Below are 22,424 nucleotides of genomic sequence, written 5' to 3'. Positions count from 1 at the left end.
GGCGCGTCTGATTCGGGGAAATCGCGGCCTCTTTGGTTCCCCGGCTTGCCAGCGTCAAGCACAAGGGGCCGAACAAATCGCCCGGTACGCCAGGTAGCCGCGTTTGACAGCGCAATCTGCGGCCAAGACCGCATGTAGGCCCGATCTATGCACCCTGATCTATACACAGGGGAACTTGCAGCCAACGGCCAGTGTGATACCGCAAGAATCATGGCAATCTTGGACGGCAATTCGGCAGACGGCACTGCGCCAGTTGAAAACGGCGATCTCTTTTCAGCGATCGAACGGGTGGAACTGGCGCTGACGCGGCTGGAAGAGGTCGTGGCGCGTCAGCAGGCCGATGCACAGGGCACCGCCACTGCGCAGGAAGAACGGGCCGCCCAGGCCGAACTCACCGAGCTCAAATCGCGCCACCGCAAGCTGCGCGAACGCGTGACCGAGGAATTGCAGCAGCTGGACCTGTTGCTGTCCAGCCTGCCGCAATAACCGGTACGCGCGGCAGCAGCACCAAGGCCAGAGGCCAGGGGGAACGACGACGACCATGCAGATGACCAATGTGACTCTGACGATTGGTGGCCGGTCGCTCACCATTTCCGTGGCTGCGGGCGAAGAGGCCCACGTGGAAATGCTTGGCCGCATGATCGACGATCGCGTGCGGCGCATGGGCAACGTCGCCACCCAGGGCGAAGCGCGCATGCTGCTGTTCGCCTCGCTCATGCTGGCCGACGAACTGCACGAGGCGCACAGCCGCCCAGCGCCGGCGCCACAACCGGCACCGCCCGCGGCGCCCTCGCCCGAACTGGTCGCCCGCGTGGCGCGGTTGGCAGAGCGGGTGGAAAACCTGGCGCATAAACTGGCGCCACCCCTTGAGCCCGACGCCACGAATGCCTAGATTGCGCAGTGACGGGTTCTGCCCGGCACGCGCCGCATGAAACATCCCTGAGGCTATAAGCAAATCCAAGGGGGCTGTCCCTACCTGGGCCCTGGCACAGGCACATGGTCCCCACCTGACGTTGAGGCGTCAGAGGATTTTCCCGGAGAACGACCCATGGTGGGCCCGTCACCCCCTCCATACCCGGACCAAGACGGCGCAGCCATTGCCGCCAAGCAGGCGCTGCGCCAGGATCTGCGCGCGCGCCGCCGCGCCCATGTGGAAGCGCTCGATCCGCGCACGCGCGCGCTGCTGTTTCGCCGCCCGCCCGCGCCGCTGCTCGCGCTGGTACCCCCCGCCTCCACCATCGCGCTGTACAACGCCAGCCCGTGGGAAGCGCCCGCCGCGAGCTATGCCACGTTTTTCCATGAAGCCGGCCATGCCGTCGCCCTGCCCTGGTTTGCCGATCGGGCCGCACCGATGCAGTTTCGCCAGTGGCTGGTGCCCCCGCTCGATGAAGTGCTGGAACCCGATCCGTGGGGCGTGCGACAACCGGCCGCCGATGCGCCGGAAATCAAGCCCGATGTGCTGTTCGTGCCGCTGGTGGGCTTCACCGCACAAGGACAGCGGCTGGGCCAGGGTGGCGGCCATTACGATCGCTGGCTTGAAGCCCATCCAGACGCCGTGCCGATCGGCATGGCCTGGGACGCACAGTGCGTGGACGAGCTGCCCCGGCAAGCGCATGATATTCCCCTGCGCGCCGTGGTCACGCCCACGCGCCTTTACGGGCCATTTTGAGGTGGAGCGCCGCCCCCACTTCAACCCGCCGCCGCCGCCCACTTGGCGCAAGCCGGTGGGTATCCTGGCGCTGCTGGCGGCGCTGGCGATCTATGGCGCCATTGTGATGAGCCTGGGCGATCGCATCGGCGGCTTACCGGTGCTGGCGCAAGTGCCGCTCTATCTGGTGCTGGGCACGGCATGGCTGCTGCCGCTGCGCCGCTTGCTGATCTGGATGGAAACCGGCCGCTGGGGCTGAGCCCCAGGCACACCGCCTAACGCAGCGCAAATACGGACACCGCAAACAAAAAAGGCTTCCCGCAGGAAGCCTTTTTAAAACCACCAAGTGGCGCGAGTGACGGGGCTCGAACCCGCGACCTCCGGCGTGACAGGCCGGCACTCTAACCAACTGAGCTACACCCGCGTACCCTTGGGGTTTGCGCCTCTAAGGCGCCCGGTCTTGCCTGTCAACTGCCAAACTGCCGCTTCCGGCCCTGGCGATAAAACCTTGTTCGAGCAAGGTTTTCATTGACCAACAATACCTTACCCAAGGGAATGGCGCGAGTGACGGGGCTCGAACCCGCGACCTCCGGCGTGACAGGCCGGCACTCTAACCAACTGAGCTACACCCGCAGTTCCCTTGGGGTGAGGCGCCTCTATGCCGGGCGGCGGCGGGTGTCAACAAAGGGTCATGCAGAATTTTCGCAGCAAGCTGTGGAAATTTACGCCTGCGCCAACAAACATCGGGCGATCAAACCGCCACTGGCGCGGCCAGGTGACCCTGGGGATGATAGCCTTCCACGGCGAAATCCTCGATCGCATAGGCAAAGATCGATTCGGGCCGGCGCCGGATCACCAGCCGCGGCGCTTCACCACTGGGCACGCGCTGCAACTGCGCCGAGATCAGGTCGGCATGGTTGAGATAGAGGTGGGTATCTCCGCCCATCCACACGAGCTCGCCCGCCTCCAGATCGCACTGCTGGGCCAGCATGTGCACGAACAGCGCCGCGCCCCACAGGTTGAAAGGCAGGCCCAGCACCACGTCGCAGCTGCGCTGATAGAGCACGCAAGACAGGCGATTGCCCGATACATGGAACTGATAGGTCTTGTGACACGGCGGCAGCGCCATCGCGTCCAGCTCGGCCACGTTCCACCCTTCCACGATGTGGCGCCGGCTGCCCGGATTGCTGCGCAGGCTATCGACCACGTCTGCCACCTGGTTCACGCCCTGGTCGCGGCGGCGATAGAGCACGCCCCCGTCCCCGTTCTGCCCCACCGGCTCATAGACCGGCCAATCGACCCATTGCTTGCCATAGACGGGGCCAAGATCGCCCCATTGCGCGGCAAAAGCGGCATCGGCCACGACCCGTGCCGAAAAATCGGCCCTGCTGATCGCCTCGCCCGTTTCACGGCGATAGCGATCGAGCGGCCAGTCGGTCCAGATTTCCACCCCTTGCGCGCACAACGCGCGAATATTGGTGTCGCCGGTCAGGAACCACAGGAATTCGCGCGTGGCGGTTTTCCAGAACACCCGCTTGGTCGACAGCAGCGGCACCCGCCCATCCGACAGATCGAACCGCAACTGCGCCCCGAACACCGCGCGGGTGCCAACGCCAGTGCGATCCATGCGCTCGTCCCCCTGCGTCCAGATCTGGCGCATCAGGTCAAGGTATTGCCATTCAAAGTGGTCGGTGCGGGATTCGGTCAGGCTGGTCATAGCCTCAGCCTTAGGTGCGCCAGCGCAAAGGTCAAATCGGGGCGCGATACGATGCTGGAAACGAAAAAAGCCGGCATGGCGCCGGCTTTTTCATCGCCCTGCATAACAGGAAGAATAAGTGGTCGGGGAGAGAGGATTCGAACCTCCGGCCCCTGCCTCCCGAAGACAGTGCTCTACCAGGCTGAGCTACTCCCCGACCGGAGCGGTTCGGGCTAGGCCGTCCCCGCTGGGCAGGGCCGCCCTATATGCGGGCGATTTCGGGTGCGCAAGCCTTCATTCAAAAACTTATCAACAGTTTGAGTGAATCTTTTGGAAATCAACATCTTAGCCCGTTCCCGTCAAGACAAAGATACGCCTTCAATGGTGATGCGGTGCATTTCGCGGCGGTGGCCGTGGTAGTCGTTGTAGGCATAGTGCCAGGTGGACCGGTTGTCCCAGAACGCGATCGAGCCGGGGCGCCAGTGGAAGTCTTCCTGGAATTCAGGCCGCTTGGCATGCTCATAGAGCGTGGCCAGCAGATCGGCGGAGGCTTCGTCCGAGAGGCCCAGCACGCGCACCGTGAAACTGGGGTTTACATAGAGCGCGCGCTTGCCGCTGAGCGGATGGGTGATCACCACCGGGTGCACCGGATCATCCAGCACGTCGGCCGCAGTGGCATTGCCGATGCGGCCATCGCTGCGCGTGTCCTGCAATGATTCATAGGCTGCCGCCTTGCTGCCGAACACGTGGCGGGCGGAATGGACCGCCTGGAGTTCATCGACTTGCGCCTTGAGCGCCGGCGGCAAGCCATCATAGGCCGCGGTCATCGAGGCAAACGCGGTCGCCCCGCCCTGCGGCGGCAATTCGCGCGCCACCAGGATCGAACCGAGCGCCGGGGCAAAGTCATAGGAATGGTCGGTGTGCCAGCCGCCGCCGATGTTGTGTTGCTGATCGGGCTCTTTCACCACCAGCGCGATTTCGGGATAGCGCGGATGGGCGGCAAAAAAGCGGTTGATGTTGATCGGGCCCCAACTCTGCGCAAAGGCGATGTGCTGCTCCTCGGTGATCTGCTGATCGCGGAAGAAGATCACGCCATGATCGGCAAAGGCGGCGCGGATTGCGGCAAGATCGGTCTCTGGCAGCGGGCTGGCGAGATCGACGCCCAGGATTTCGGCGCCGACGCGCCCATGCTTGCGAATTTCGAGTGTCATGCGGTCACCTCGTTGGAAACGGTAGGTTGCGGCGCGGCGGCGCCAGGACGGAACGGCAGGGGGCCTTCGACTGCGCGCGCTGCCTGAACGGCGGGCAGCGCCTCGAACCGGGCGGAAAAAGCCGACAGGGCGGGAAGATCGGCCAGCGCCGGGCCAAAATGCGGGACATAGCTGGCAAAGACGCCCAGATAGGCATCGGCAATGGTGAACCGACCGCCCACCAGCCAGTCGGCCTGGGCGAGATGATCCTCGATCGGCTGGTATGCCTCGCGCAGGCGGCGCCGCGCAGCCAGGCGGATACCCTCATGTGCGGCCGGATCGTCGGAATAGAGATGCGGACGATTGCCCACGCGCTGCGTGGCGCCGTGGATCTCGCTGTTGATATAGCCGATCCACGACTGGATCAGCGCGCGCTCCACACTGCCGGCGGGCGCGAACAGGCTGGTGCCGGGCCGCTGATCGGCCAGGAACGGCAGGATCGCCGAATTTTCGCCAATCACCGTGCCATCGTCGAGCACCAGGGCGGGGATGCGGCCGTAAGGGGTGCGCGCGGCAAGGTCATCACCTCCCGGCCCCAACCGCAACAGTTGGACCGCCACCGGCAGATCGAGTTCGCGGATGATCACATGGGCCGGCAGGCTGGTTGCGCCAGGCGAGGCAAGCAATTGCATCGAAACGGGTATCCCTGAAAATGCACGAGCGGGGAGCGGGCCGCCAAGCCCCCTCCCCGCCGATCGATCAAACGCTGGCGCGCCTTAGGCCGGCTGGCCGCTGGCGGCGCGTTCCTGGCGCGTGGTGCGGCTCTGGCGCCCGTCGATGCCCACCGGCACGTCGCCAGCAACCGTGGCACGGCGCAATGTCCGGCGCTGCAGGCCGAAATCGGCGATCGCGCGGTGCTGCGTGCTGCGGTTGTCCCAGAAGGCCACGTCGCCAGGCTGCCAGCGCCAGCGCACGGTGTTTTCCGGCTTGGTGATGTGATCCTGCAGGATGTTGAACAGACGCGCCGAATCCGCCTCGCTCAAGCCCACGAAGCGCTTGACGAAATGGCCCAGCAGCAGGCTGCGCTGCCCGCTGACGGGGTGGACACGCACCACCGGATGTTCGGTTTCGTAGACCGTCGAGGCGAAGACCGACTTGTGGTAGAGCGTGCGCTCCTTGGCGGTTTCCTGCGCCGTTTCGGAAACCCCCGCTGCGGCGAGGGTGGCGGCATAGTCGTAATCGTTGCTGTGCACCGCCCAGAGGTTGTTGACCAACTGGCGCAACGGTTCGGGCAGGCCTTCATAGGCGGTTTCGCCATTGGCCCACAGCGTGTCGCCGCCCGCCTCGGGAATGGTGATGCCGCGCAGGATCGAAGCCTTGGGATAGGCGGCCAGGAACGTGACGTCGGTGTGCCACGAGGAAGCGGCGTAGCCTTCCTTGCTGTCGAGTTCGAGCAGGTACTTCGAGCCTTCGGCGACGGGCACGGTGGGATGGGCCACCGGATCGCCGAACAGGGCGGTCAGCGCCTCGTGCTCGGCATTGTCGAGATGCTGCTGGCCGCGGAAGAACAAGACCTTGTGCCGCACGAGTGCGGCCTCGATGGCCTGGACGGTGCCGGCGTCGAGATCGCCCGACAGCGCCAGCCCGTGGATTTCGGCGCCGATGCGGCCACCCACGGAGCGAATATCGAGCGGCGAGGACGGATCCTTGGCATTGGGATAGCTGGCAACGATGGTGGCCATGGGCAGGTTCCTTGTGAAGCGGGCGGCATCAGCCGGCATCGAGCCGGTGCGCGCAAACATGGGACAACGATCGGGAAACAGAGATCGGGCAGATTCGGCAGCGCTGCAAAAAGCGCATGCGGATCAACACATTCGATTGGTCTTGTGCATCGTATCACCTCGACTTGGTGGAGGGATCACGAAGCCTGGCGATGTCGCCCCAGCATTCGCGCGCTTTAGCGGTTGATCACGCGGAGCAAGCTGCTTCCCATCAAATGCCGCGAGCCGGTTCGGGCGGTGAGGCCCCCTTTTCCTGGCCGGGGAAAAGGCGTTTGCGAACTATCTCTACTCTATCAATTGACATTTTCCATGCAAGGCGAGCGAGAACAAGATTTGCGTGGCCGCCCCCAAGCGGAATTATCAATCCGCAGCGCGATCGGCTTGCGCCAGCCAGCGATCGCGGCTGGCATCGGAAACCAGGCCGGCGGCATCGCGCGCGGCCAGTTGGCGGCGAACATCGCCATGGCGGCGCTCGTCGAGCGGAAAGCCGTTGATCACTGCCGCCGACAGGATGTGCCCCAGGGCCGGGCCCAGCGCGAACAGCCACTTGAGATGCTCGAGCACGGCGGGCGGATTGGTGCCGCGCGGATCGAAGCCGATCCAGGCGGCCAGCGGCAGCGCCACCCCGATGGCAAGCGCCACGCCGGCCTTGTCGGATAGCGAGAAGACCGAAAAGAACAGGCCGATGCGATCGTCCCCGGTGCGCAGGCGATGGTAATCGGCCACGTCCGCCACGATCGAACGCAGCATGAGATTGCCCGATCCCTGCGCCAGGCCCTGGGCGATGGTGAGCACGAGGAGCAGCGCGACCGATCCGGGGGCGAGCGCCAGCAAGGCCAGGTTGATCGCCACTTGCGTCAGTTCGCCGGCAACCGCGGCGCGCTCCTTGCCCACGCGGCGGCCGATCGCCAGCCACAGCGGGCAGGCAAAGATGCCGAACACGTATTGCAGCAGAAACAGGCCCGGGGCCCAGGCCGGCTTGCCGATGTAAAAGCTGATGAAGAACACGAAGAGCGCGGTGCGCACCCCTTGCGCCAGGCGTACCGAAAAGTTCGACGCCAGCACGCGCAGCAGCATGCCTTCGCCAAACACCAGGCGCAGCGTGTGCCACACCCGCACCGGCTCCTGCACGCCGGCCGGCGGCGGGGGCTCAGGCAAGGCGCGAATGCCGAGCGGCAGCGTGAACAGCAGCAGGGCAAAGACCATCGCGCCCATCGCCGCCAGTTCCAGCCGCGGCTGCCCGGCCAGCCGGGTGACCAGCAGGCTGGGCAGGACCAGGGCCAGCAAGAGCGCCACGCAAGTCAGCGCCTGGCCATAAGTGGTGATGCGGGTGCGCTCATGATAGGCGCCCGAAAGCTCCCCCATCCAGGCGGCCAGTGGCGTGGCCATCATCGAATAACCGAGATAGAGCACGAACAGCGCGGCCGAGAGCGCCAAAGGCCCAAACCAGGCCGGCGGCAGGAACACCGGCACCGCGCCAAGCGCAAAGATCGCCGCGCCGCCCGCGATCCATGGGCGGCGACGCCCCCAGCGGCTGCGCGTGCGATCGGACAGCAGCCCGATGGCCGGATCGATCACCGCGTCCCACAGCCGCGCAAGCAGGAAAATCACGCCCACCGTGCCCAGCGAAAAACCGAACGCGCTGGCATAGAGCGGCGGGACATACGTGCTGAGCGGCACTTCCACGGCCGCGAGCGGCATGCCCAGGCTGGAAAAGGCGATCAGCCGCGCCGGACCGAGCCTGGCTGGCGCAGCGGCAGCCGGAGCGCGGCCGGCGGCATAGAGGGCAAGCGTGCTCATGCCACAAGTTCCTTTGTTTCGGGGGAAAGCGGCGCAGCAAACCCGGCATCGGGCCGGGCCAGGCCCAGGTTTGCGCGCAAGGTCGAGCCTTCATATTCGGTGCGGAACAGGCCGCGCCGGCGCAGTTCGGGGAGAACCAGCTCGATCACGTCATCCAGGCCGTGCGGGAAGATCGGCGCCAGGATGTTGAACCCGTCGGCGGCGCCGTCCTCGAACCAGGCCTGCAATTCGTCGACGATCTCTGCTGGCGTGCCCACCAGGACCAGGTGCCCGCGCGCCGCCGACATGCGCGAGACGAGCTGGCGAACCGAAAGGCCCTGCTCCACTGCGAGGTCGTAAAACAGTTTCTGCCGGCTCTGCCATCCTTGGGTGAAAGGCGGCGGTGGCCGCGGCGCGTCGAGATCGACCGTCGTCAGGTCCCAATCGAGGAAGGTGCGGATCGAGGCGAGCGCGCCGGCCACATCGACGAACGCATGCAGCCGGGCCAACTTGGCTTCGGCTTCTTCGCGCGTGGGGGCAACGTAGATGGTCACGCCCGGCATCACCACCAGGCTGTCGCGCGGCCTGCCCAGCGCCTGCGCCTTGTCTTTCAGCCCCTGGGCAAAGGCGCGCGCCGCGGCCCGGCTCTGTTGCGCGGTGAAGACCACTTCGGCCGTCGCGGCGGCCAGGGCCTGGCCATCTTCGGACGATCCGGCCTGCACGATGACAGGATGGCCCTGCGGCGGGCGCCCGGTCTGCAGCGGACCCGCCACGCGGAAGTGATCGCCCACGTGGTCCACCCGGCGCAGCCGCGCGGGATCGTAGAACCGCCCGCTGGCCTTGTCCGCCAGGATCGCATCGTCGGCAAAGCTGTCCCACAGCCGCTTGACGACCTCTACGTGCTCGGCCGCGATCGCATAGCGGGCGTCATGGGCCAGCTGGTGGTCCAGCCCGAAATTGGCCGCTTCGGCGTCGCTGCCCGACGTGACGAGGTTCCACCCCGCCCGACCGCCTGAAAGCTGGTCGAGCGCGGCGAATTTGCGCGCCACATGGTAGGGCGGCATATAGGTGGTGGAAACCGTGGCGATCAGGCCGATGTGGCTGGTGTGGGTGGCCAGCGCCGAAAGCAGGGTCAGCGGCTCGCCGGTATAGACCGGCGGGGTATAGCTGATCGCCTCGGGCGTGGTGCCGAACAGCGCCACGTTGTCGGCCAGGAACACCGCGTCGAACTTGGCGCGTTCGGCCTTCTGGGCCAGATCGCGCCAATATTCGAAACGGAACGGCGCGCGCGGATCGACATCGGGATGCCGCCAGGCGGCGGCATGGTGCCCCACGCCGAACAGGAACGCGCCCAGTTTCATGCGGCGCCCCGCCGGCTGTTCCGCCACGGTTTCCTGGCTCATGATCAGAACGTCCGCGTGATGGTGCCGCCGAACGTGCGGGGGTTGCCATAGACCTCGATCACCGGGGCCGAGGCGCTCGCCGCGCCATAGGACACCGCATAGCGTTCGTTGGTCACGTTCTTGGCCCAGGCCTGCAGCTGCCAGCGGTTGTCCTGCGTGCGCAGGCCCAGCCCGACGTTGGTGATCGCGACGGGGGCCTGCCAGCCATAGATCGAGCGCGGATTGATATAAGCGATCCGGCTTTTCCAGCTGGTGTTGGCATAGCCGGTGAGGTTCCACTCGCCCCCGATCGGCTGGTCGAGATCGATCCCGCCCTGCACCGTCCACTTGGCCGCGCCGGCCACCTGGTAGCCGGTGAGCGAAAGCGGGACGGCCGCGCCGCCATTGGCCACCTGGAATTCCAGCGGTGCCGGGGCATCGGCATAATCGAGGTATTTCGCGTCGTTATAGGCGACGTTGGCATTCAGGCCCAAGGCCGGCACCGGGCGATAGGTGGTTTCCAGCTCGAAACCGCGCAGGCGCACCTTGCCCACATTGGCAAGGTAAGTCCCGAACGAGGCGTTGGTCTGGTCAACGCGGGTGCCCTGATAATCGGTGATGGTGTTGTTGTAGAAGTTGAGGTTGATCGTCGCCTTGCCGCCGGCCAGGCTGGTCTTGATGCCGGCCTCGAAATCGGTGGACTTTTCCGGACGGGTGATCACCAGCGCCGCCTGGGCCGCCGTGGCCGACGTGTTGGCCGCGCCCGACTTCTCGCCATGGCTAGCCGAAGCGTAGAGCAGCACGCCCGGCGTGATCTGCCAGGCCGGGTTGATCAGCCAGGCGACCGAGCCACGGCTGACTTCGTTGTCGAGCGTATAGGCGCCTGCCGCTGCGCCCGTGGTGCCGCCCAGATTATTGAGCAAGGCCGTGCGCAAGGTGGCGCCTGCGGGATTGAGGCTGCTGACGTTGAGGGCATAGCCGGCGACGTTCACCTGCTTCTTTTCCCAGTTATAGCGCACGCCGCCGGTGATCGAGAACGTGGAGGTCACGTGCGCGGTCACCTGGCCGAACCCGGCGATGCTGTCGATCGTCAGGTGCCCGTCGCGATCGTATTCCAGCCCGTTGAGGTAGGAGGACGGCACGCCCGAGGCGAGGAAGAAGGTGGAAGCATCGGACCCGAAGATCGTGCGCAGGTTGCTGCGAAGCTTTTCGTGCAGGTAATAGGCGCCCACCTGCCAGTCGATCGTGCTGCCCTTGTCCGAGGCCAGCCGGATTTCCTGCGAATACTGATTGACGTCAACGTCATAGCCCGCACGATAAATGTCCAGCGGGCTATAGTCGCTGTCGTTGTAGGGGCGGAAATAGAGCCGGCGCCACGCGGTCACGCCGGTCAGGTTGACGCCACCCAGATCCCAGTTGATCTCGTTCGAAACGCCATCGGTGTTGGCCACCAGGCGGTCCTGGTTGTTGAGATTGGCGTTGTAGGGGCCATTGAGATTGGGGGTGTAGCCAAACCGCGCCAGCTTGGCCGTCCAGCTGCCGGTGCGCGCCGAATTGACCGTGCCGTTCAGGTTCAGGTTCTGCGTAACGTCTGCCACCGGCGGATAGAAGTTGTTGTATTCGTTCGTCTCGTAATGCTCGGCAATCAGGCGCGAGGAGAAGTTGGACGTGGGCGTGAACAGCAGTTGCCCGCGCACTGACCAGCGATTGTTGTCGAGCAGCTTGGCGCCATTGTAGGCGTTGGTGTTCCAGCCGCCGCCCTTGCTTTCGGCAAAGGTCAGGCGATAGGCCAGCTTGTCGGCGATGATCGGCCCGGTGGCGTTGGCGCGCACCTGCACCGCATCGTAATTCCCGTAGGTGGCCTGGAGGGTATAGGACGGTTCGAACTTGGGCTTGGCGGTCTGGACGATCACCGCGCCGATCGTGGTGTTCTTGCCCAGCAGCGTGCCCTGCGGCCCGCGCACCACCTGGATGTTTTCCAGATCGACGAAATCGAGCCAGGAAAAGCCGACGTGGGTGAAGAACACGTTGTCGACGATCAGGCCCACGCCGCCTTCGGCGCCATCGTTGCTGGCATTGCCGCCCAGGCCACGGATGTAGAGGCCCGAGACGCGGGTGTTCTGTTGCAGCGCGCTGAAATTGGGCACGCGCAGGGCGAACTCGCTGACCCGCTCGATCCGCTTGGTGGTCAGTTCAGCACCCGAAATCGCGGAAATGGCCAGCGGCACGTTCTGCAGCTTTTCCTCGCGGTGACGCGCCGTGACGGTGATGGCGCTGGCGTCGGTCACATCGGGGCTGGCAGGGTCAGCCGTGGGCGCGGGCGCCTGTTCGGCTGCGGCGGACGCGGCGCTATCAGCCGCGTGGGCAAGGCCGGGCAGCGCGAGCGCGGTGGAGGCAAGCAGCAGCGCGCCCAGGCCCGTGGCCGGGCGGGTGGCAAACGAAATCGACATGAAACAGGTCCCTCATGGACAGGCCGCGCAAGCAAGCGTGCCGCGCACGGCAACGCCGCGCAGCCATTGGAAAATCTGGATGTGGGTTTGCGCGCGGGCCCTTCCCTGGCAGGGTGCGGGGCGTGCGGCGCTTGTTATGATCTTATGATTGGCATTGCATCGTATAACCCCTGAAACAGCGGGGAACACGAAGCCTGGCGATGTCGCCCCAGCGTTCGCGCGCTTTAGCCGTTGGTAACGCGGAGCAAGCTGCTTCCCGATCAAAAGCCGCGGGCCCACGACGCGGCCCTCGCGGGCCGGCACAGCGTGGGGCCAGCCCGCTGCGTCTTGATCTCTATTTATTTGATAGAGTTTTGACCGTCAAGCAACCGTGATAGGTTCGCGTGGCAAAGCAATTCTTGGGCGCACCAAAAGCCTGGTTGCTGGAACCGGTTCCCTGCCCTTTCGGGAACCACCGCCTTTGCCCGGCGGTTCAGACACAAAACAGCAATCCTTTCAGAAAGAACCTGCGCCATGGACCGGCTCTTTACCGCATTTGCCAACCGCATCTCTGCGCTGGCCGGCCAACCGGCGAGTTTTGCCCTGGCCACCCTGATCATTCTCGTCTGGGCCATATCGGGACCCATCTTCGCCTGGTCCGACACCTGGCAGCTGGTGATCAACACCGGCACCACCATCGTCACGTTCCTGATGGTCTTCGTGATCCAGAACGCCCAGAACCGCGATGCGGCGGCGATGCAGGCCAAGCTGGACGAACTGATCCGCGCGCTGGACGGCGCACGCGGCGATTTCATCGGGATCGAGCACCTGTCCGACAGCAAGATTTCCGATATCCGCACCGCGCTGGAACAGGAAAGCGGCTGCGACACCAAGCAGGCCAGCGTGGAACAGAGCGTGGAAGTGCTGCTGCGCCGCCGATGAAGCGGTGGTGATTGCGAAGACCTGCCCTTATTTCAATGGCATCGACACCATCAGACACTTTCAGATGAAACCGCCTTGGGCTAGGTTGGCTGCAACATGCGGATAGAGCAAGGATAATGGCACTGTGACATTGCGGATAATGGTTCTCGCTTCCACGGCCATGGTGGCAGCGCTGCAGCCGGCACTGGCGGCGCCCGCAGCCAGGCCCGCCGCCGCCCCGGTGGCGAAGGGAGCAATCGGTGGGTGGGGTGTCGATCTTTCCGGCCGCGATCTTTCGGTCAAGCCGGGCGACGATTTCGACACGTATGCCAACGGCAAATGGAAAGCGCGCACGCCGATCCCGGATGATCGGCCCAACATCGGCACGCTGGCCCTGATCGACGAGCAGGTGCAGGCCCAGATGAAAGACCTGGTGGCCGGCATGCCAGCAGACAGCCAGGTCGGCGCGCTCTATGCCAGCTTCATGAATGAAGCCGCGGTCGAACAGCGCGGGATCGCGCCGCTTCAGGCCGATGTGGCCAAAGTGATGGCCCAGCCCGACAAGGCCGCCTTTGCCCGCTATATGGGCGCGGCCCAAGGCACCTTCGGCATCAGCATGATCGATTATGGCGTGGGGCCCGATACGGCCAATGCCGGGCTCAATGTCCTTTCACTCGGCCAGGGCGGCCTGGGCCTGCCCGAGCGGGACTATTACCTCAAGCCCGCATTCGCGCCGCAGCGCGAAGCCTATGTCGCCTATATCACCCGCACCCTGCAAACCCTGGGCGTACCCCAGCCCGCCGATGCGGCCAGCAAGATCATGGCGTTCGAAACCCAGATCGCCACGCTGAGCTGGGATATTGCCCGCCGCCGCGATCGCAGCGCCACCAACAACCCGATGTCGTCGGCGCAGCTTGCCGGCTATGCGCCGGGGCTGGACTGGGCAGCCTATTTCGACGGCGCGGGCGTTGCCCCGCAACCGCGCATCATCGTGCGCGAAAACACCGCGATCCGCGACATTGCCGCGCTCTATGCGCAAACCCCGCTCGAAACGCTCAAGCTGTGGCAGGCATTCCATGTCGCCGACCAGGCCTCGCCCTTCCTCACCAAGGCGATGGTCGACAGCCGCTTTGCCTTCTCCCGCACCTTGACCGGCGTTGCCCAGATCAAGCCCCGGTGGAAGCGCGGGCTGGAACTGGTCAACAGCCAATTGGGCGAAGCAGCCGGCCAGGCTTATGTCGCCAAGTATTTCCCGCCCCAATCGAAGGCGCGGATGCAGGCGCTGGTGGCCAATCTGCGCGCCGCCTTCGAAACCCGTATCCAGGCCAATCCGTGGATGAGCGAGCCAACCAAGCAGGCCGCGCTGGCCAAGCTGGCGCGGATCGACGTGATGGTGGGCTATCCCGACAAGTGGCGCGACTATTCGGCGCTGACGATCAAGCCCGATGATCTTTACGGCAATGTCGTGCGCGCGGCCCGCTTCAACGCCGATTATGCCAAGGAAGACCTGGGCAAGCCGGTCGATCGCAAGAAATGGGGCATGAACCCGCAGACGGTGAACGCCTACAACGGCGGGGCCAAGCTGCAGATCGTGTTTCCGGCCGGCATCCTGCAGCCGCCGCTGTTCGATCCGCGCGCGGATGACGCGGTAAACTATGGCGCAACGGGCGCGATCATCGGCCACGAAATCAGCCACAGCTTTGACGACCAGGGCCGCAAGATCGACGCCAAGGGCGCCATCGCCGATTGGTGGACGCCGCAGGATGCGCAGCGGTTCGAAGCCGAAGCGAAAGTGTTTGGCGACGAATATGCGCGGTTCGAAGCCGCGCCTGGCGCGTTCATCAATCCCAAGCTGACCATGGGCGAAAACATCGCCGATCTTGCCGGCTTGCAGGTGGCGCTCGACGCGTATCACAAGTCGCTGCGCGGCAAGCCTGCGCCGGTGATCGGCGGGCTGACCGGCGACCAGCGCTTCTTCCTCTCGTTCGCCCAGGCCTGGCGCGCCAACCAGCGCATGGATGCACTGCGCAACCAGGTGACGACCGACCCGCACAGCCCGGCCCGCTTCCGCATCCTGGGCCCGCTGCCCAATATCGAGGCATGGTACCAGGCCTTTGGCGTCAAGCCGGGTGATGCGATGTACATCCCCGCCGACAAGCGCGCCAAGCTGTGGTGAACTGACGGAAAAAGAAAGCCCCCTCTTCAGGAGGGGGCTTTTTTGTGGGTGATCAGTCCAGCTTGGCGCGGATCTTGGCGATCAGCTTGCTGATGCGCTCGGCCGCTTCGGTGAAGGTTTCCACGTCGGCCCGGTTGTTGTTGCCGCGCGCTTCCTTGGCGGATTCAAGGTAGCCTTCCAGGTCCACCTCCAGCGCGTCCACGATCATTTCGCCTTCATCCTCGCTCAGCGTGAGCTTGATAGTCTTGTCCACAACGGGCTCCTTGGATTGCAATAGAAAGCCCCGGCCGGCGCGTGGGCTGGCCGGGGCTGGAATAGTCGGCAGGGCTGGCGATCAGGCCGCGAGCCCGTGGCAGTGCTTGTACTTCTGGCCCGAGCCGCAGGGGCACGGGGCGTTGCGGCTGATGCCCTGCCCGGCATATGGGTCTTCGCCCGCCGCCACCGGCGCGCTCGCCTGCGCCCCGCCCAGGGCGCCGAGCATTGCCGCGGCGCCCGGCACTTGCGGTTGCGCGTCGTTTTCGCCGGTGAACGGATCGATGTGGCTGGTGAGGAAATCGGGCAGTTCGGGCAGCTGGAAATCTTCCATCGGCTGCATGCGGATTTCGCTGATCATCAGGATGCGGGTCACGTCCTCGCGGATCGCGTCGAGCATCTTTTCAAACAGGCCGAAGGCTTCCTGCTTGTATTCGTTGATCGGGGTCTTTTGTGCATAGGCACGCAGGAACACCACCTGGCGCAGCGCGTCGAGCGTGGCCAAGTGCTCCTTCCAATGGTGGTCAAGCCGCTCGAGCAGGATCGACTTTTCGAGGTTACCCCACGAAGCACGGTCCACGGTGTCGAGCTTGGCGGCCATGTGCGCATCGGCCAGCGCGATCAGGCGCTCGCTGATCAATTCCGCTTCCACCGCGTCTTCTTCCAGCCAATCGTCGATCGGCGGGGTCAGGCCCAGCACGTCGGCCACGCGTTCCTTGAGGCCGGCCACGTTCCACTGCTCGGGATAGGACCCCGGCGGGCAGGCATCGCCGACCATGGCATTGATCGTGTCGTGGCGCATGTCCACCACCACGTCGTCCACCGCGTCGGCATCCATGATGTCGGCGCGCTGCTCGTAGATCACCTTGCGCTGGTCGTTCATAACGTCGTCGTATTCGACGACCTGCTTGCGGATGTCGTAGTTGCGCGCCTCAACCTTCTTCTGTGCGGTCTCGATGGCCTTGGACAGCCACTTCGATCCGATCGCCTCGCCATCGGCCAGGTTGGAATTCATCATGCGCGAAAACAGCGTGTCCGGCCCGAAGATGCGCAGCAGATCGTCTTCCAGGCACAGGTAGAACTTCGACAGGCCCGGGTCACCCTGGCGGCCCGAACGGCCGCGCAGCTGGTTGTCGATGCGGCGGCTTTCGTGCCGTTCCGTGCCGATCACGCACAGGCCGCCGGCAGCCAGCACCTGCGCCTTCTCCGCCTCGATCTCGGCCGACATGCGGGCGATCGCGGCATCGCGCTCGGGCCCTTCGGGCACATCGCGCAGTTCATCGTCGATGCGGAATTCGAGGTTGCCGCCCAGCTTGATGTCGGTCCCGCGGCCGGCCATGTTGGTGGCGATGGTCACCGCGCCCAGGCGGCCGGCCTGGGCCACGATGTGGGCTTCCATCTCGTGGAAGCGGGCGTTGAGCACCGCGTGCTTGACCCCCTCGCGGTTGAGAAACTCGCTCAGCAGTTCCGACTTCTCGATCGACACGGTGCCGACCAGCACGGGCTGGCCGATCTCGTTCTTTTCGCGGATCAGGCGTGCGATGGCGGCAAACTTGTCGGTGGTGTTCTTGTAGAACTCGTCTTCCTCGTCGATGCGCATGACCGGCACGTTGGTGGGAATGGTCACCACGTTCATCTTGTAGATTTCGAAGAACTCGGTCGCCTCGGTCGCGGCCGTCCCGGTCATCCCCGAAAGCTTGGGATACATGCGGAAGTAGTTCTGGAACGTGATCGAGGCCATGGTCTGGTTTTCAGGCTCGATCCGCACGCCTTCCTTGGCTTCCACCGCCTGGTGCAAGCCGTTGGACCAGCGCCGGCCATCCATCATGCGGCCGGTGAACTCGTCGATGATCACCACCTTGCCGTCCTTGACGATGTAGTCGATGTCACGCTTGAACATGACATTGGCCTTCAGCGCCTGGTCCAAGTGGTGGACCACCATGGTGTTTTCCATGTCATAGAGGTTGGTGCCGACCAGCAGCCCGGCATCCTCCAGCGCGCGCTCCACCCATTCCACGCCGTCTTCGGTCAGGGTGATGCTCTTGGTCTTCTCGTCGGCTTCGTAGTGCTTGGGATCGATGGTCTTCACCACCGCATCGACCGAGAGATAGAGATCGCTCTTGTCGTCGGTGGGACCCGAGATGATCAGCGGCGTGCGCGCCTCGTCGATCAGGATCGAGTCCACTTCGTCGACGATGGCGTAATTGAAGGGACGCTGCACCATCTGCGAGCGTTCGTGCTTCATGTTGTCGCGCAGGTAATCGAAGCCCAACTCATTGTTGGTGGCATACGTAATGTCGGCTTCATAGGCCTGGCGCCGCTCGTACTCGTTGAGGTTGGGCACGATCACGCCCACGGTCAGGCCCAGGAACTTGTAAAGCACGCCCATCGTTTCGGCGTCACGCTTAGCCAGGTAGTCGTTCACGGTCACCACGTGAACGCCCTTGCTTTCCAGTGCGTTGAGATAGACCGCCAGCGTCGCCACCAGGGTCTTGCCCTCGCCGGTGCGCATTTCGGCGATCTCGCCCCGGTGCAGCACCATGCCGCCGATCATCTGCACGTCGAAATGGCGCATGCCCATGGTCCGCACCGATGCTTCGCGCACGGTGGCAAAGGCTTCGGGCAGCAGATCGTCAAGGCTGGCGCCCGCTTCGAGCGCGGCGCGGAACTTCACCGTCTGGGCGGCAAGCTGCTCATCGCTCATCGCCTGCATCTCGGCCTCGAAAGCGGCGATCTTCTTCACCTGCTTGTCGAGCGACTTGACATAGCGATCGTTGGACGAACCGAAAATGGACTTGGCAAGGGCGCCGAACATGGCGGTGTTTCCTGTTGTGCAAATGGGTGTGGCCAAAGGGGCCTGGCTTGTGCCGCGCGCAGCATGCGTGCATGGGGCCGGCAACGCGAAAATCACGGATTGGTGCCCGGCAAAAAGCGGGCAATGCGGCGCTTATTCGCGCGCGCGGTCGCAGCGCAGGGTCGCTACGTGGGCCAGCACCAGCGGCGCCAGCGGGGCGGATGCAGCGTGTTGCGCCACATCGAAAGCCGGACGCGCGGCACGCACGCGGGCGGCCTGCACCACGCAATGCGCGGCCACCGGGGCCACGGCCAATCCGGCCTGCGCGGCACCGGCCACTTCGGTGCGCGTGGTGGCATTGGCCACCTCGGGCAGCGAAAGGCCGCTGAGCAGGGCAAACAGGACGAGCAGAAAGCGCATTACGACGGGAGATAGGGAACGGCTCGCCGCGCGTAAAGCGCAATCCGCAGATTTGCGCGCAAAGCTCAGGGTACGTCGTCCACCTTGGTGGTGAAAATCAGCGTCACGCGCTTGCTCACCGGCTTGCCGCTGGCGTCCTTCGCCGGCTTCAACAACGCGCCACTGGCGCAGGCCGGCGGACCGCTGCCCGCCGGAATCGGATTTTGCACGCCCTTTTCATCGATGCCCACGCAATCCGAGACATGGCCATCGGCGTTGATCGTGTAGGATAACGATATGCTGCCCGGCACGGGCACATCGTCGGCGTCTTCGGGGATTTGCCAGCGCACCGAGCTGCGATAGACGCCCCCCTCGGGCTTGCCGCCTTTCGTGCCCGGCTTGAAGCCGGCGCGGGCCATCAGCGATTGGCAGGTGACCTCGTCAAGATCGGCCGATCCACTGCTGGCGGTGACTTCGCACGCCGTGACTTTGCCTTGGGCATCGTAGCTGAGCGCGAATCCCACGGTTCCGTTTTCGCCATTGCGCAAGGCGCGAGCGGGATAGTCGTTCGGAGTCACCCAATCGCCCGGATTGCCGAGCGGGTGAGCCGGAACGATCGCCGGCGCGCGGGCCACCGCCGGCGCTGCCATGGCGCATCCCGCCGTCAGGCCCAGCCAGGCAAGGTTGCGCGGTGCAAAAGTCATTGGTGCTCCCCCTCTTACCGCTCCCGGTGATGCCGATTGCCCGCGCCAGGGTCAACCATGCGCACCACCGCTTTGGCGCAAGCTGAGCCATGGACGCGGCGCAGCCGAATCGCTAGGGAACGCGGCCATGTCAGACGCCGTTTCCCCGCTCGCCTCGCCCTTCCCCGCCCTGCCCGCGATTGCCGGCGTCACCCCGCGCGTGGCCCGCGCCGGGTACAAGGACTGGGGTCGCTGCGACCTCACTTATGTGGAGCTGGACGAAGGCACGGCCGTGGCCGGCGTGTTCACCCGCAACGTGTGCTGCTCTTCCGAAGTGGAACTGGGCCGGCAGAACGTGGCGCAAGGGACGGCGCGCGCGCTGGTGGTCAACGCCGGCAATTCCAATGCCTTCACCGGCTATCGCGGACGCGAGGCGGTCGAAGCAATCATGGACCAGGTTTCCGCGCATCTGGGCTGCGCGCGCGAAGCGGTCTTCGTCTCCTCCACCGGCGTGATCGGCGTGCCCCTGCCCAAGGACAAGGCCCGCGCGGGGATCGAGGCCGCGCTGCTGGCCCCGCCCTGCACCTGGCAAGAGGCGGCAAATACCATCGGCACCACCGATACTTTTGCCAAGGGCGCCACCGCCACGGCCATCGTGGGCGACAAGACCGTGACGCTCAGCGCGATCATCAAGGGTTCGGGCATGATCGCGCCCGACATGGCGACGATGCTGGGCTATGTCTTTACCGATGCAGCGGTTTCGCCCGCATTCCTGCAGGAATGCCTGTCGGCCGCGAACAAGCGCACGTTCTCGTGCATCACGGTCGATAGCGACACATCCACCAGCGACACCGTGCTGGCCTTTGCCACCGGCAAGGCGGGCAACGCGCCACTGACCAGCCTGGATAGCGTGGGCGGCGAAGCCTTTGCTGCCGCGCTGGAGCAAGTGTGCCGCGACCTTGCGCATCTGGTGGTCAAGGATGGCGAAGGCGCGCAGAAATTCATCGCCGTGGCCGTTTCCGGCGCGGTTTCGGACGAAAGCGCGCGCCGCGTGGGCCTGGCCATTGCCAATTCGCCGCTGGTGAAGACCGCGATCGCGGGGGAAGACGCCAACTGGGGCCGCGTGGTCATGGCCGTGGGCAAGGCCGGTGAACCGGCCGACCGCGACCGCCTGTCGATCGGCTTTGGCGGCACCTGGGCGGCCAGGGACGGCCAGCCGCTGGCCGACTATGACGAAGCGCCGGTGGCGGCGCATCTCAAGGGCCGCGAAATTTCCATCGAGGTGGACCTGGGCCTTGGCCAGGGCCGCGCCACGGTGTGGACCTGCGATCTGACGCATGGCTACATCTCGATCAACGCCGACTACCGGAGCTGAACGCCATGCTGGTCATCTGGGGGCGGATCAATTCGCACAACGTAAAGAAGGTAGTCTGGGGCGCGCGTGAGTGCGGCCTGGATTTCGAGCGCCGCGATATGGGCGGGTCGTTCGGCTATTCGAGCGACTACCTGGCCAAAAATCCCAATCGCCTGGTGCCGATGATCGAGGATGACGGCGTGGTGGTGTGGGAATCCAACGCGATCCTGCGCTATCTGTTTGCCGCCCATGCCCCGCAGCTTTGGCCTGCCGATCCGGCGGCACGCGCGCAGGGGGACCAGTGGATGGACTGGCAATTCCTCTATGCCGATGCCCAGCGCGACGCGTTCCTGGGCTGCGTGCGCGGCGGCAAGGATGGCAACGATCCGGTGGTGGCCAAGTCTGCCGCTGCCTGCGCTGATCTCATGGCCATGCTGGACGCGCAATTGGCCCGGCAGCCGTTCCTATCCGGCGAGGCATTCGGCGTGGCCGACATTCCGATGGGCACATATGCCCACACGTGGTTCAGCCTACCGATCGAACGGCCTGCGCTGCCCCACGTGGAAGCCTGGATGGATCGCCTGCGCACCCGCCCCGGCTTTCAGGAAATCGCGGCGGTTCCATTCACATGAGCTGGACCGCAGAGCTTGACGCCGCCGTGGGCACCCTGATCGCCCGCGTGGCGCAGGAAGCCATTGCCCCGCGCTATCGCCAACTGGCCGATGACGACGTGACCGCCAAGGCCGCCGACGACGTGGTGACCGTAGCCGACACCCACGCCGAACGGCTGCTGAGCGAAGGCCTGGCGCACCTGCTGCCGGAGGCGACGATCGTGGGGGAAGAAGCCGCCCATGCCGATCCCGCCTTGCTCGACCGGCTGGGCGATGGGCTGTGCTGGATCATCGATCCGCTGGACGGCACCAACAATTTCGCCGCCGGCAAGCCGCCGTTCGGCGTGCTGATCGCGCTCGCCGAACATGGCGAATGCGTGGCGGGCTGGATCTACGATGTGCTGTCAGGCCGCCTCTGCACCGCGCAAAAAGGGCGTGGCGCCTTTGTGAACGGCACGCCGGTGCGCGCGCAGGCCACCGGGCAAGTGCCGCCCGTGGCCGCGATTTCCACCGTCTTCATGGACATGGCCCAGCGCGAGGCAATGCGCCAGCACATCCTGCCGCACTATAGCGTAGTAGATATCCCGCGCTGCGCCGCGGAACAATACCCCCGCCTGGTGCTCGGCGTAAACGATGTCTCGATTTTCGAGCGCACGCTCGCGTGGGATCATGCGGCCGGCGTCTTGTTCGTCAACGAAGCCGGCGGCAAGGCTGCACGGCCCGATGGCCGGCCCTATCGCGTCGATCAGGTGGGGCAAAAAGGCCTGGTCGCGGCCAGCAGCCCGGCCTTGTTCGATGCCATGGCGGAGCGGCTTGCGGGCTTGTAACGTGCGCTTGACTGCAAGGGGCTTCGACAAGCTCAGCCCGAACGGGATTTTGAGGTAATCTTCCCCACTTCCGTTCGCCCTGAGCCTGTCGAAGGGCGCAAGCGCGCGCCACAAGCCTCTTACAGAACGCTTTCCAGCCAACCCTTGAGCTGGCTCTTGGGCGCGGCGCCCAGCTTCTGCGCGACTGGCTTGCCATCCTTGAACAGGATCAGCAGCGGGATCGACTGCACGCCGAAATCGCTGGCAGTGTTGGTGTTTTCCATGATGTCCACCTTCGCGATGGTCACCTTGTCACCCAGTTCCTCGGCGATCTCTTCCAGCGCCGGGGCGATCATCTTGCACGGGCCACACCAGTCGGCCCAGAAATCCACCAGCACGGGCTTGTCGGACTGGAGGACTTCGGCAGAGAAGCTGGCGTCGGTGACGGCTTTGGTGGACATGAACGAAACTCCGTTGATCAGTTGAGACGGTATCTAGGATGCGCAGGCGGCTTGGCAACCGG

The 22,424-nt window shown here is 65.0% G+C and carries 21 protein-coding genes and 3 tRNA genes; 9 read left to right on the top strand and 15 right to left on the bottom strand.

The features are described from left to right. The first annotated feature begins 210 nt into the window (after positions 1 to 210). The 4 genes from FHW94_RS05725 to FHW94_RS23175 all read left to right on the top strand — a co-directional run bounded on the left by FHW94_RS05725 (position 211) and on the right by FHW94_RS23175 (position 1,907). Positions 211 to 486 (top strand): hypothetical protein, encoded by a 276-nt coding sequence (locus FHW94_RS05725; protein ID WP_168554733.1) that lies wholly within the window; start codon positions 211 to 213, stop codon positions 484 to 486. Between the two features lie 55 nt (positions 487 to 541). Next, on the top strand, positions 542 to 892 hold the full coding sequence (locus FHW94_RS05720) for a cell division protein ZapA (RefSeq protein ID WP_246865896.1): 351 nt from the start codon (positions 542 to 544) through the stop codon (positions 890 to 892). Positions 893 to 1,048: 156 nt separating this feature from the next. Further along, on the top strand, positions 1,049 to 1,669 hold the full coding sequence (locus FHW94_RS05715; RefSeq protein ID WP_168554732.1) for a 5-formyltetrahydrofolate cyclo-ligase: 621 nt from the start codon (positions 1,049 to 1,051) through the stop codon (positions 1,667 to 1,669). A 1-nt stretch (position 1,670) separates the two neighbouring features. Then, positions 1,671 to 1,907, top strand: a complete 237-nt coding sequence (locus tag FHW94_RS23175; RefSeq protein WP_349237443.1) for a DUF2842 domain-containing protein — start codon at positions 1,671 to 1,673, stop codon at positions 1,905 to 1,907. 88 nt (positions 1,908 to 1,995) lie between these two features. Here the strand turns inward: FHW94_RS23175 and FHW94_RS05705 are convergent. The 10 genes from FHW94_RS05705 to FHW94_RS05660 all read right to left on the bottom strand — a co-directional run bounded on the left by FHW94_RS05705 (position 1,996) and on the right by FHW94_RS05660 (position 11,926). Continuing rightward, a tRNA-Asp gene (locus tag FHW94_RS05705) sits at positions 1,996 to 2,072 on the bottom strand. Between the two features lie 132 nt (positions 2,073 to 2,204). Next, positions 2,205 to 2,281: transfer RNA gene (locus FHW94_RS05700), tRNA-Asp, on the bottom strand. A 118-nt stretch (positions 2,282 to 2,399) separates the two neighbouring features. Beyond that, positions 2,400 to 3,365, bottom strand: coding sequence for a thymidylate synthase (thyA, locus tag FHW94_RS05695; protein WP_168554730.1), 966 nt, complete (start codon positions 3,363 to 3,365; stop codon positions 2,400 to 2,402). 119 nt (positions 3,366 to 3,484) lie between these two features. Next, positions 3,485 to 3,561, bottom strand: a tRNA-Pro gene (locus FHW94_RS05690). Between the two features lie 142 nt (positions 3,562 to 3,703). Then, positions 3,704 to 4,555, bottom strand: coding sequence for a TauD/TfdA family dioxygenase (locus FHW94_RS05685; RefSeq protein WP_168554729.1), 852 nt, complete (start codon positions 4,553 to 4,555; stop codon positions 3,704 to 3,706). Next, complete coding sequence (locus tag FHW94_RS05680) at positions 4,552 to 5,226, bottom strand: glutathione binding-like protein (RefSeq protein WP_168554728.1); 675 nt, start codon at positions 5,224 to 5,226, stop codon at positions 4,552 to 4,554. Before FHW94_RS05680 ends, FHW94_RS05685 begins: the two co-directional genes overlap by 4 nt. A gap of 84 nt (positions 5,227 to 5,310) precedes the next feature. Then, the gene (locus tag FHW94_RS05675; protein ID WP_168554727.1) at positions 5,311 to 6,276 is read right to left on the bottom strand and encodes a TauD/TfdA family dioxygenase; all 966 of its coding nucleotides are present in this window, start codon (positions 6,274 to 6,276) and stop codon (positions 5,311 to 5,313) included. Between the two features lie 399 nt (positions 6,277 to 6,675). Beyond that, entirely contained in the window at positions 6,676 to 8,115 is a 1,440-nt protein-coding gene (locus FHW94_RS05670; RefSeq protein ID WP_168554726.1) for an MFS transporter, read from the bottom strand. Next, complete coding sequence (locus tag FHW94_RS05665; protein WP_246865895.1) at positions 8,112 to 9,497, bottom strand: LLM class flavin-dependent oxidoreductase; 1,386 nt, start codon at positions 9,495 to 9,497, stop codon at positions 8,112 to 8,114. Before FHW94_RS05665 ends, FHW94_RS05670 begins: the two co-directional genes overlap by 4 nt. A gap of 2 nt (positions 9,498 to 9,499) precedes the next feature. After that, positions 9,500 to 11,926 carry a TonB-dependent receptor gene (locus FHW94_RS05660; protein ID WP_168554725.1) on the bottom strand — a complete coding sequence of 809 codons (2,427 nt, stop codon included), beginning with the start codon at positions 11,924 to 11,926 and terminating at the stop codon, positions 9,500 to 9,502. A gap of 513 nt (positions 11,927 to 12,439) precedes the next feature. Between FHW94_RS05660 and FHW94_RS05655 the strand changes: the two genes are divergently transcribed. Continuing rightward, positions 12,440 to 12,847, top strand: a complete 408-nt coding sequence (locus FHW94_RS05655; RefSeq protein WP_168554724.1) for a low affinity iron permease family protein — start codon at positions 12,440 to 12,442, stop codon at positions 12,845 to 12,847. Between the two features lie 124 nt (positions 12,848 to 12,971). After that, positions 12,972 to 15,002 (top strand): M13 family metallopeptidase, encoded by a 2,031-nt coding sequence (locus tag FHW94_RS05650; RefSeq protein WP_349237442.1) that lies wholly within the window; start codon positions 12,972 to 12,974, stop codon positions 15,000 to 15,002. 52 nt (positions 15,003 to 15,054) lie between these two features. On the opposite strand, the gene FHW94_RS05645 is transcribed toward FHW94_RS05650, so the two are convergent. The 4 genes from FHW94_RS05645 to FHW94_RS05630 form a co-directional block, all read right to left on the bottom strand. Further along, on the bottom strand, positions 15,055 to 15,255 hold the full coding sequence (locus tag FHW94_RS05645; protein ID WP_110760943.1) for a hypothetical protein: 201 nt from the start codon (positions 15,253 to 15,255) through the stop codon (positions 15,055 to 15,057). Positions 15,256 to 15,336: 81 nt separating this feature from the next. Further along, positions 15,337 to 18,069 carry a preprotein translocase subunit SecA gene (gene secA / locus FHW94_RS05640; protein WP_168554723.1) on the bottom strand — a complete coding sequence of 911 codons (2,733 nt, stop codon included), beginning with the start codon at positions 18,067 to 18,069 and terminating at the stop codon, positions 15,337 to 15,339. A gap of 132 nt (positions 18,070 to 18,201) precedes the next feature. Continuing rightward, entirely contained in the window at positions 18,202 to 18,468 is a 267-nt protein-coding gene (locus FHW94_RS05635) for a hypothetical protein (protein ID WP_168554722.1), read from the bottom strand. 65 nt (positions 18,469 to 18,533) lie between these two features. Next, positions 18,534 to 19,151, bottom strand: coding sequence for an energy transducer TonB (locus tag FHW94_RS05630; protein WP_168554721.1), 618 nt, complete (start codon positions 19,149 to 19,151; stop codon positions 18,534 to 18,536). A 127-nt stretch (positions 19,152 to 19,278) separates the two neighbouring features. On the opposite strand from FHW94_RS05630, the gene argJ reads away from it, so the two are divergent. From argJ to FHW94_RS05615, 3 genes are read left to right on the top strand one after another with little or no spacing between them, the layout of a single operon-like run. Next, positions 19,279 to 20,505 carry a bifunctional glutamate N-acetyltransferase/amino-acid acetyltransferase ArgJ gene (gene argJ / locus FHW94_RS05625; RefSeq protein WP_168554720.1) on the top strand — a complete coding sequence of 409 codons (1,227 nt, stop codon included), beginning with the start codon at positions 19,279 to 19,281 and terminating at the stop codon, positions 20,503 to 20,505. A 5-nt stretch (positions 20,506 to 20,510) separates the two neighbouring features. Continuing rightward, the gene (locus tag FHW94_RS05620) at positions 20,511 to 21,116 is read left to right on the top strand and encodes a glutathione S-transferase (RefSeq protein ID WP_168554719.1); all 606 of its coding nucleotides are present in this window, start codon (positions 20,511 to 20,513) and stop codon (positions 21,114 to 21,116) included. Then, positions 21,113 to 21,922, top strand: a complete 810-nt coding sequence (locus FHW94_RS05615) for an inositol monophosphatase family protein (protein WP_168554718.1) — start codon at positions 21,113 to 21,115, stop codon at positions 21,920 to 21,922. The genes FHW94_RS05620 and FHW94_RS05615 overlap by 4 nt, the downstream gene beginning before the upstream one ends. Positions 21,923 to 22,041: 119 nt before the next feature. Here FHW94_RS05615 and trxA read toward each other — a convergent pair whose 3' ends face one another. Continuing rightward, the gene (gene trxA / locus FHW94_RS05610) at positions 22,042 to 22,362 is read right to left on the bottom strand and encodes a thioredoxin (protein ID WP_168554717.1); all 321 of its coding nucleotides are present in this window, start codon (positions 22,360 to 22,362) and stop codon (positions 22,042 to 22,044) included. Between the last annotated feature and the right edge of the window lie 62 nt (positions 22,363 to 22,424).

The sequence above is a fragment of the Novosphingobium sp. SG720 genome (assembly GCF_012275365.1).
Taxonomy (GTDB): Bacteria; Pseudomonadota; Alphaproteobacteria; order Sphingomonadales; family Sphingomonadaceae; genus Novosphingobium; species Novosphingobium rhizosphaerae.
This window is presented reverse-complemented; position numbering and strand designations above follow the sequence as displayed.